Genomic DNA, 9317 nt, shown 5'->3' on the forward strand with positions numbered 1-9317 from the left:
TCTCCTTGCCGAGCACCTTGGCGAACTTCAGCAGCAGCGAGCCCGAGCCGCACGCCGGGTCGTAGACCTTGTTGACCTCGGTCTTGCCGACGACGGTGATCCGGGCGAGCAGCTCACTGACCTCCTGCGGCGTGAAGAACTCTCCCCCCGACTTGCCGGCCGACGACGCATACATGGTCATGAGGAACTCGTAGGCGTCACCGAAGGCGTCGATCGTGTTGTCGCTGAACGTGCCCAGGTTGAGGTCACCGATGGCGTGCAGGAGCTTGACGAGCTTCTCGTTGCGCCGGGCGACGGTCGGGCCGAGCTTGGCGCTGTTGACATCGAGGTCGTCGAAGAGTCCCTTGAGGTCGTCCTCGCTCGCCGTGCCGACGGCGGAGGCCTCGATGTTGCGGAAGATCCGCTCGAGGGTCTCGTTGAGGTCGGCATCGTCGGCCGCGCGGGCGCGCACGTTGGCGAAGAGCTCACTGGGCAGGATGTAGAAGCCTTTGTCCGACACGGTCACGTCCCGCCCGAACTCGGCCCTCCCATCGCTCAGTTGCGCATAGTCGAAGTCGGGGACATTGGCCGCCCGCTCCAGCCCGTTGAGGAAGTCCGTGAGGTTCTCGGAAATGAACCGATAGAAGAGCATCCCGAGCACGTAGCCCTTGAAGTCCCACCCGTCGACGCTGCCGCGCAGGTCGTTGGCAATCCGCCAGATGGCCCTGTGCAGCTCGGCACGCTGCTGCTCCCTTGTCATGGGCGACGGGTATGGCTGGCGGGCGCGGAAGTGGGTGGCATGGTGACGATCTTGCCCCAGGCGACGGTTCAATCGCGGTAGGGAGCCGGTGACGGGAATCGAACCCGCGTGTCCAGCTTGGGAAGCTGGCGCTCTACCATTGAGCTACACCGGCGTGCGAGCGCGTGGCCTAAAGGCCCGCGGCAGCCCCGGAAGTCTAACCCACCTCGTCCACGGCTCCCGCACGCCGTGAACCCGGCACACGCTCAGGCCGGCCCCCTTCGGATGGGGGAAGCGGCATACGGCAATCCGTCAGGGGAGGGCCGCGGCCAGCCGGCCGGACCACGCCCGCAGGCCCTCCATCGCCGCGGGACTCGCCGACTCGATGACCAAGGGCGCGTCCAGCTTGCCGAGCGCCACCACGAGCCACGCGAGATCGAGAGACTCCATGCGCACGCGACACGAAGTGGTGTCGATCGGCGTGATCTCGGTCCAGCGGCCGATCGCGGCTTCCGCAAGCGCGGCGGGCGTCTGTGCGAGAGCCACGACCTGATAGCCGCCGCCGGCGGCCTCGCGCAGACCCGACCGCACGTATCCCGCCGCGTCACCCCCGGGGATCTCGCGCGGCCGGAAGCGGGCCCTGGTGCCTTCGGGATCGATGAGGCGATCGAGGCGGAAGGAGCGCCAATCGCCGCGATCGAGGTCGTAGGCGACGAGATACCAGCGGCGGCCGACGGTCACCAGCTTGGTCGGCTCGACGTGGCGCCGGGCGAGTTCACCGGCAGCCGCGCCGCCGCGCGCGGTGTAGCCGAAGCGCACTCGCTCGGCGTCGCGGATCGCCTGGGCGAGGGCGGCCAACACCGAGGCTTCGACCTCGGGGGCCTGCCCGAGCGGGGACGCGACGGTCACGGCGCGCAGCGCCTCCGCCCGACGGCGCAGTCGCGGTGGGAGCACCTGGACCACCTTGGACAGCGCCGACAAAGTGGCGTCGCCGAGCGAGCCGGCGGCGATATTGGCCGCCGCGCCGAGCGCGACGACCATGGCGATCGCCTCGTCCTCGTCGACGACGAGCGGGGGCAAGGCCCCGCCTGAACCGAGCTGATAGCCGCCCTCCATGCCACGGGTGGACGCAACGGGATAGCCGAGGTCGCGCAGGCGCTCGACGTCCCGGCGCAGCGTGCGCTCGGAGACCTCGAGCCGGTCGGCGAGCTCCGGGCCCGGCCAGAAGCGGTGCGTCTGCAGCAGCGTCAGCAGCCGGAGGGTGCGCGAACTCGTGTTGGCCATGAATCCATAGTGCGTCAAAATCAGGTCAGAAACTGGCCGGAAGAGCTCCTAGCGTCGGTGCTGTCACCACATCCGCCGCACCATAGGCAGGAGCCACCGATGTCCACTCCGCTCGTCGCGGACGCCCCTCGTCCGCCCGACACCACTCCCGATGCCGTCGATGCCCAGGGCTTCGTCCCCCTCGTCGACGGCCGGGTCCGCACCCTCGCCCTCGTCAGCCTGCTGCTCGCCTCGATGATGGAACTCATCGACGTGACCATCGTCAATGTGGCCCTCCCCACCATCGACGAATCATTCGGCGCGACCGCCGGGCTGCTGCAGTGGGTGGTCGCGGCCTACCCCCTCGCCTTCGGGATCTCGCTGATCACCGGCGCCCGACTGGGCGACCGCTTCGGCCGGCGGCGCCTGTTCGTGCTCGGCCTGATCGGCTTCACCCTCGCCTCCGCGGCGTGCGGGCTCGCGCCGGGGATCGAGGCGCTGGTCGCCTTCCGGGCGGTCCAGGGGATCGCCGCCGCGGCGATGGTGCCGCAAGTGCTGACCAGCATCCAGGTCATGTATGCACCGCACGAGCGGGGCATGGCGATGGGCATCTTCTCCGGCCTGGCCGGTCTGGCCGCGGTGATCGGGCCGATCATGGGGGCGGTCCTGACCGAGACCGTCGGCTGGCGGTGGGTCTTCCTCGTCAACGTGCCGGTTGGCGTGGTCGCGTTGGCCGCCGCGCTGCGGTTCATCCCCGAGTCGCGCGCTGCCCTCGCCGCCCGCATCGACCTGCGTGGGGTTGTCGCGCTCTCGCTCGCCCTGCTGGCGCTGCTGTATCCGTTGACGATGGGTCACGAACTCGGCTGGCCCACGTGGACGTATGGCGTGATGCTGGCCGGCGTGGCCGGCCTGCTCGTGTTCGTGCGAGCCGAGCGCCGCCACGAGCGCCTCGGTCACCAGCCGCTGCTCGCGACCTCGCTGTATGCCGGCCGCGCCTTCACCGGCGGCACGCTCACCGGCGCGCTGCTCTTCATCGCCGGGACGGGGTATTTCCTTGCGGGGACGCTCTATTTCCAGATCGGGCTGGGGTGGTCGGTGCTCAAGGCCGGGCTGGTCAACATTCCGTTTGCGCTGATCTGCACGGTGACCGCCGGGACCGGCGCGGCCGTACTGATGCCGCGCATCGGCCGCAAGGTGCTCGTGCTGGGGGCGTTGATCATGGCGCTCGGCGCGGGCGTCATGGGGCTGACCGTGCGGGTGGCGGACGGGGCGACGAGCTTCTGGGCGTTCGTCCCGGCGATCGTGCTCGTCGGAGCGGGCTTCGGCTACGTCGTCTCCTCCACGGCGCCGCTGGCACTCGGCGCCGTGGACGGCGCGCAGGCCGGGGCAGCGTCCGGGCAGTTCAACACGACCGGTCAGTTGGCGAATGCGCTGGGCGCGGCCGGCATGGGGACGCTCTTCTTCGAGGTCGCCAAGCGCCAGGTCTCGGGTGCCCCGAGCGAGGTCTTCGGCCCGGCATACGTGGCGGTGCTTGCGGTGATGGCCGCGCTACTGGTGCTCGTGGCCGCCGTTGCGCTGATCATTCCCCGCGACGCGCACCAACACGCGGCCCCCGGCGCCCACTGATTCATCTGTCCCCTCTGTCTCGTCTCCCGTCGAGTGGCCGGTCGAGGGTCGTCGAAAGGCCGGTTCAGGCCGTTCGAGTGGGCGTTTGTCCACAGCGCGCTATGGACAAACGCCCACTCGACGCACCTGAACCGGCCTCTCGACGTGAGCGGGATAGCCTGACGCCCGTGCTGCTCTCCGACCGTGACATCCACGCCGAGATCGATGCCGGTCGGGTGGTGCTCGACCCGTGGGATCCGGCGATGGTTCAGCCCAGCAGCATCGATGTCCGGATGGACAAGTACTTCCGGCTCTTCGACAACCACAAGTACCCCGTCATCGACCCGTCCGCCGACCAGCCGGACCTGACCCGGCTGGTCGAGGTCGATCCCGACGAGGGCTTCGTCCTGCACCCCGGCGAGTTCGTGCTCGGGTCGACCCTGGAGACCGTGAGCCTGCCCGACGATCTGGCGGCGCGCGTCGAGGGCAAGTCCTCGCTCGGGCGGCTCGGCCTGCTCACCCACGCGACCGCTGGCTTCGTCGACCCGGGTTTCAGCGGTCACGTGACCCTGGAACTATCCAATGTCGCGACCCTGCCGATCATGCTGTGGCCCGGTATGAAGATCGGTCAGCTCTGCTTCATCCGGCTCAGCAGCCCCGCGCAGAACCCGTATGGCAGCGCGGCATACGGCTCGCACTATCAGGGCCAGCGCGGCCCGACCGCGTCACGCAGTTTCCAGAACTTCCACCGCACCGACGTCTGAGCCGGTGGCCGACGTCACCGACGCCTTCAGATCTGGCCGGAGATCGCAGACTCCGCAGTCCGTCCGAGGCCGAGCCAGCTCACCACGCCGCCGGCCGTCAGCAGGCCGGCGCACGCGAAGCAGGCAAGCCGGTAGCCGTCGGTGAAGGCGGCGGGATCGTCATACGCCGTGCCGGTCAGGCCGACGAGCGGAGGCAGGGCGGCGACGGCCAGCAGCGAGCCGGCCCTGGCGACGGCGTTGTTGATGCCGGACGCAGTGCCGGCATAGCGATCGGGCGCGGCCCCGAGCACCGCTGCGGTCAGCGGCGAGACCAGGGCGGCCAGACCGAGTCCGAAGACGCACATGCCCGGGAAGACGCCGAGCCAATACCCGGTGCCCCGCCCCACGGGAGCCAGCAGCACGACACCCACGGCACACAGGATCGGCCCGGCCGACATCGGGATCCGCGGCCCGATCCGATGCGCCAGCGCCGCGAACCGCGACGACAGGAGCAACAGCGCGACGGTGATCGGCAGCGTTGCCAGCCCGGACGCCAACGGGCTGAAGCCCGCCAACACCTGCAACTGAATCGTCAGCAGAAAGAGCACCGCGCCCAGCGCCCCATAAACCAGCAGCGTCATGGCATTGGCCGCGCTGAAGACGCGGGACGCGAACAAGCCGAGCGGCACCAGCGGCCGCGGCGCCCGTCGCTCCCGGGCGACAAATAGTCCCAGCAGCCCAAGACCACTCGCGCACAACGCAATCGTCCGGGCCGCCGACGATTCGCCCGATCCGATCAACCCCAAGGTCAGCGCCGCAAGGCCCGCCACCGTTAACGCGGCTCCGACCAGATCGAGTCGCCCGTCGGCCTCCGGGTCACGGCTCTCCGGGACGTATCGCAGCGTCAGCGCGATCACCACCGCGGCCACCGGGACGTTGATGGCGAAGATCCCGCGCCAGCCGCCGTGGTCAAGCAGGAAACCGCCGACGAAGGGCCCCACCGCGGTCGCGATCCCCGAGACCCCCGCCCACGTGCCGATCGCCGCCGGGCGGTCCTCGGGCACGAAGCTCGACTGAATGACCGCGAGCGCGCCCGGGGTGAGCAGTGCGGCGCCGACACCCTGAACGGCCCGCGCGATGATCAGCGCGGTGGCCGTGGGTGCCAGTGCACAGGCGATCGAGGCGAGCGCGAACCACGCGATCCCCACGACATAGAGCTGCCGGCGGCCGCGTAGGTCACCGAGCGCCCCGCTGACCAGGACGAGGGAGGCGAGCGTCAGCAGATAGCCATTGACCACCCATTGCAGTTGCGCCAGTGAGGCAACCAGGTCCGCGCCGATGGCGCGCACGGCGATATTGACGACCGTGCCGTCCATCAGCGCCATGGCCGAGCCGAGCGTGACGGCGGTCAGCGCGCCCCGGCCCGCCGGGCTGCGCCGGGTGAGCAGGGCCGCGGCGTCGGCCGTCAGTGGGGTTCTCCCGTGGCGTCGCGTGTCACACGGGTGACATTGCAGCGGGTTGCCGACAAGTGGGTGCGCAGGTAGGTCAAGATGGTGTCGCCTTCGAGGACTCCGCAGGTCAGCAGGTCGATGTTCGCCAGCTTCAGCTCCGGCCACGTGTGCACGTTCAGGTGCGATTGCGAGAGCACCAGCGAGATCGTGACCGCCCCGTTGGGGAAGATGTGGCTCGCTTCCGCCAGCACGATCGCCTGGCCCGCCTCGGCCGCGGCATACAACACGGACTTCAGGCGCGGCTCGTCGTGCAGGATGGCGACATCCGAGGTCCAGAGATCCACGGCATACGAGCACATCTCGGTTGATGCGGCAGTGGCCGGAACTGGGGTCGCGGGGGAGGTGTCCATCGGTCGTTCATGGTAGCCCCGCGCGGCCACTGGGCCGGCTTGGCGACGGTCAGCGCGTGCGCCGGGCGACATAGGCGCGTAGGGCGCCCAGTGATGTCAGTGCCTCGAGGGTGAGGTCGGCGGCGGCCAGGCTGCCGCCGAAGGTCTCGTCGATGCGTGCGAGCAGCCGCGCTCCGGCGAGCGAGGACAGGGCAAGCGGTGGGCGCAGGAGTGACGTGTCGTCCGGCAGGCGCGCGACATCGTCGGCGTTCATCCCGAGCGCGTCGCCGACGAGCGCATCGAGCCGCCCCTCTTGCCGTATGCCGTTGCCCACCGCCGCGCTTCTCGGGTCGCCTACCGTGCTGGGCGGGTGCGTTTCCGGGCTCGGCGGGCCGGGCAACGGCGCGGCGTCGCCCTGTTCGATCACCAACACCGAGGCCGCGTCCCCTGCCGCATCCGCGGGCTCGTCGGCGTCCGCGTCAGCGAAGGGCTCGTCAGACATGGGCGCCGGTGTTTCCTTAGCGCCGGGCGAGTCGACGGCGATCCAGCCGGGGGCTTCGAGCCGCCCGCCCTCGCTGCGCGCTTCGAGCAGGTCCGGGCCGACCTCCACGAGGTCGAATCCCATGCTGCGCAGGAGCACTCGCAGTTCGGTGTTGGCCCCCGTGGCCCTGATGGGGATCGTGAGACCACGTCCGTCAGCGGCATCGGCCAGCGCGGTCAACTCGGCTACGAAGGCCTCCGCCACGCCCCGCCCGGCCACTCGGCAGGACACGCTGAGCAGTTCGACGCGCAGACCGCCCGGGTCTGCGGTGCTCGGCCAAGCAGCAGGCACCTCGTCAACCGGCCTGCTCGTCGGCGCGAGGAGCGCGATCGCGACCAGCCCGTCGTCGCCGAAACGATCGGTCAGCCCGCCGACGAACACCCGGCCGTCTGCGGCATACCGGCTGAGCAGCCCGTCATCCAGCGCCAGGCCGGTGGAGCTGAGTCGGTTTGCGCGAGTTGCGAGTTCGAGGACCCGCGGCAATTCGTTCGGCTTGGCCGGACGGACGCTCAGGCGCATCGCGCACGAGCGCAGGAAGGCGACCCGGTCGGCATACGCGCGCGCTGCGTCCCGACGGCGCGCGTTGGCTTGATAGCGGGTGGTGCGTCGCCCGGCCTCGGACGAGGGGTGGGCGGGCAGGATCTCGGGCAGCCGGGCGAGCAGTTCCTCGCGATCCATCGTCCGGACGCCGGGCAGAGTGTGGCCGACCTCCGCCCGCTCGAAGGCGGTGTCGTCAACCAAGAGCAGCGAATCGATCGCGACGCCCAGTTCTTCGGCGACCAACTCGATCGCGCGGCTCTTGTCCTGCCAGGCAATCTGTTTCGCGACAAGAAGCCCGTCCAACTGCGGCCACGCCGCAACAAGGTGTGCGACCTCTGGCGCAGTGCGACTCGCAAGGGCGTTGACGATGCCGTGATCGGACAGGCGCCGCATCGTCGCCAGGACGTCGGCGCGCGGGCGGGGGAGCACGCCCTCCGGGAGTTCGACGGCAACGTCATCCCAAACCGTGCCGTCGAGATCCCAGACGACGCACTTCACCACCGGTTGCCGCACCACGGAATCCGTTGCGCCGGAATCATTTCGGATCAAGCCATCGAGCCGGGCCTCCATGGTCAGGTGGGTCGGCGCAAACCCGAACTCGGCATAGAGAACGCGCATCGGCACATTCGCGGCGTTGACCTTGCCGGTGACGTGCGTGACGTCATGGGCACGCGCATACGCCAGCCCGGCGTCAATGAGCAGCCGCGCCGCGGCCGTCGACTCCGCACCGGAACTGACTGCGAGAGAACGAAAATTCGCATATCTATCGCCGGTGACGAAGTTGGTGTTGATCGCCATCCAAAGCCAACCGCGGACCTTGCCGGCCGCGTCGACAACGACCAGGCAACCGTCCGGGTCGCGCTCCAGGCCCTTGACAATCCGACCTTCGTGCTTGGCCGGATCCGTCACCGCCTCGGCGCCGAAGGACGCCTCGGCGATCTCGATCTCGTAGGCGACGAGGGCCGGGAGGTCATCGGCGGCGGCCGGTCGCACGCTCAGGGTCATGCCTTCGCTCCCGGAATCGACTGCGGCGCAAGGCTGCCCGGGCGGAAGCTCGTGCCGCCACACGTGGGGCACCCGTGGGCCTGCAGGGCGCCGACCGTCGCGATCGGCTCTCGTGGGCCGACGGTGAAGCGCTCGCCGCAGCCCGCGCACACATAGATTCGCGGCCGGGCGCGGAGGTCTGCGGTGTACAGCGGCCCGTCGTATGCCGTTGCCTCCCAATCCGTTTCGGCCGACTGCTGAGCGGTGAGCTCAAGGCGGTAGGCGTCCGAGCGTCCGCCGATCACGCCGGCTCCGAGATAGTGATTGACCCCTGGGCGCAGCTCGCGCACGACCAGGCCCAGCCGCGTCAACTCGCCCTGCAGGTCGATCGCGGGGCCGGGCGGTTTCGCGCCGTAGTGCAGGAAGGCGTCCCAGCCCGGCCCCGGCCGCAGGCCCTCCAAGGCCCGGGCGAGAAAGAGCGCCGCACCCTGGGTCGTATAGGGCGGGTCGGTCGAGGCCACGCTACTGCGCCCGCGAGCCGCCGGCGGGAGCGGGCGACGCACGTCGTGTTCGATCAGGTCGATCGCCGCATCGGGCGGCGCCGACGAAGCGATCGTCGCGAGAATGGCAGCGCTGATGTCGATGACGACGACCTCGCCCGCCAGCGGCACGCCCAGCGCCGCGCCGACGCGGGCCACGGCCACGGACAGCAGATCGTCATCTCCCACGATCAACAGGGACGGCGTCGGCAAGGCCCCGGCCGCGATCATCCACAGCACCCGGCGGACCTTCGTCTCGCCGGTCGCGAAGGACTGATCGAGGGTGACATCGACGTCCGGTTGCTGCCCGACGAGCGCGTCCAGCGCGCCGGCCACGGCCACGAGGTCAGGTGACAGCGGTGCGGACCAGGGGTCAACGGCATACGTCAAGGGCCGCAGGCCTAGCGTGGCGACCAGTGCGCGACCATCCGCGGTCAGGCCGGCCGGGCGCAGGCCATCGACCACACCGAGCGTGCGCAACTCGCCGAGGACGGCGCTCGCGACGGGCACCGGCAGCCGAGCGAGCCGGCTGATCTCGCCCGCT

Annotated in this window: 8 protein-coding genes and 1 tRNA gene; 2 read left to right on the top strand and 7 right to left on the bottom strand. The window is 70.1% G+C overall.

The window, feature by feature from the left end; translation table 11 throughout:
- The 3 genes from PKH97_RS10020 to PKH97_RS10030 form a co-directional block, all read right to left on the bottom strand.
- The coding region (locus PKH97_RS10020) for a type I restriction-modification system subunit M (protein ID WP_324387267.1) at positions 1-739 on the bottom strand (739 nt) is incomplete at its 3' end.
- Positions 740-822: 83 nt separating this feature from the next.
- Positions 823-893, bottom strand: a tRNA-Gly gene (locus PKH97_RS10025).
- Positions 894-1030: 137 nt separating this feature from the next.
- Positions 1031-2002 (bottom strand): WYL domain-containing protein, encoded by a 972-nt coding sequence (locus PKH97_RS10030; RefSeq protein ID WP_324387268.1) that lies wholly within the window; start codon positions 2000-2002, stop codon positions 1031-1033.
- A 99-nt stretch (positions 2003-2101) separates the two neighbouring features.
- On the opposite strand from PKH97_RS10030, the gene PKH97_RS10035 reads away from it, so the two are divergent.
- On the top strand, positions 2102-3607 hold the full coding sequence (locus PKH97_RS10035) for an MFS transporter (protein ID WP_324387269.1): 1506 nt from the start codon (positions 2102-2104) through the stop codon (positions 3605-3607).
- A 167-nt stretch (positions 3608-3774) separates the two neighbouring features.
- On the top strand, positions 3775-4350 hold the full coding sequence (gene dcd / locus PKH97_RS10040; protein ID WP_324387270.1) for a dCTP deaminase: 576 nt from the start codon (positions 3775-3777) through the stop codon (positions 4348-4350).
- A gap of 26 nt (positions 4351-4376) precedes the next feature.
- On the opposite strand, the gene PKH97_RS10045 is transcribed toward dcd, so the two are convergent.
- From PKH97_RS10045 to PKH97_RS10060, 4 genes are all read right to left on the bottom strand, one after another.
- Positions 4377-5843 (bottom strand): MFS transporter, encoded by a 1467-nt coding sequence (locus PKH97_RS10045; RefSeq protein ID WP_324387274.1) that lies wholly within the window; start codon positions 5841-5843, stop codon positions 4377-4379.
- Positions 5795-6190, bottom strand: a complete 396-nt coding sequence (speD, locus tag PKH97_RS10050) for an adenosylmethionine decarboxylase (protein WP_324387271.1) — start codon at positions 6188-6190, stop codon at positions 5795-5797. The genes PKH97_RS10045 and speD overlap by 49 nt, the downstream gene beginning before the upstream one ends.
- A 49-nt stretch (positions 6191-6239) precedes the next feature.
- Positions 6240-8255, bottom strand: coding sequence for an HAD-IIIC family phosphatase (locus tag PKH97_RS10055; RefSeq protein WP_324387272.1), 2016 nt, complete (start codon positions 8253-8255; stop codon positions 6240-6242).
- Positions 8252-9317, bottom strand: a 1066-nt coding sequence (locus tag PKH97_RS10060; RefSeq protein WP_324387273.1) for a bis-aminopropyl spermidine synthase family protein, incomplete at its 5' end; no start/stop codon positions are given. The genes PKH97_RS10055 and PKH97_RS10060, both read right to left, overlap by 4 nt.

It is taken from the genome of Nostocoides sp. (assembly GCF_035343835.1).
Lineage (GTDB): Bacteria > Actinomycetota > Actinomycetes > Actinomycetales > Dermatophilaceae > Nostocoides_A > Nostocoides_A vanveenii.

Coding starts and splice junctions, on each gene's coding strand:
- PKH97_RS10030 (WP_324387268.1), bottom strand. CDS start 2,002: ATGGCCAACACGAGTTCGCGCACCCTCCGGCTGCTGACGCTGCTGCAG.
- PKH97_RS10035 (WP_324387269.1), top strand. CDS start 2,102: ATGTCCACTCCGCTCGTCGCGGACGCCCCTCGTCCGCCCGACACCACT.
- speD (WP_324387271.1), bottom strand. CDS start 6,190: ATGGACACCTCCCCCGCGACCCCAGTTCCGGCCACTGCCGCATCAACC.
- PKH97_RS10055 (WP_324387272.1), bottom strand. CDS start 8,255: ATGACCCTGAGCGTGCGACCGGCCGCCGCCGATGACCTCCCGGCCCTC.